Source organism: Halomonas marinisediminis (assembly GCF_004347715.1).
Taxonomy (GTDB): domain Bacteria; phylum Pseudomonadota; class Gammaproteobacteria; order Pseudomonadales; family Halomonadaceae; genus Halomonas; species Halomonas icarae.
In genome coordinates this window covers 1-333 of sequence record NZ_SLTR01000130.1, presented here as the reverse complement: position 1 = coordinate 333, position 333 = coordinate 1, and the positions used below count along the sequence as shown (strand labels likewise).

At 68.5% G+C, this 333-nt stretch carries 1 pseudogene; it reads left to right on the top strand.

Annotated features, from left to right (window positions below):
* Positions 1-333, top strand: a pseudogene (locus E0702_RS16100) (bifunctional aconitate hydratase 2/2-methylisocitrate dehydratase); the annotation flags it as partial.

Sequence of the window (333 nt, the reverse complement as noted above, 5' to 3'; positions counted from 1 at the left end):
AGAAGCTGCAACCCCTGGCCGCCGACACGCTGGCCGTGGAGCCGCCGCCTGTCCTCGCCCCGGCCCCGCAAATCTCTCACGCGGCCCAGGGCCTGACTGCCGTCGAAAAGATCTTCAACGCCAATGCCCGCGGCGTCACCCCGGGCAAGGTGCTCCATGCGGGCTCGGACGTGCGGGTGCAGGTCAATATCGTCGGCTCCCAGGACACCACCGGCCTGATGACTTCGCAGGAGCTGGAAGCGATGGCCGCCACGGTGCTGTCGCCGACCGTGGACGGTGCATACCAGTCGGGCTGTCACACCGCCTCGGTCTGGGACCTCAAGGCGCAAGCCA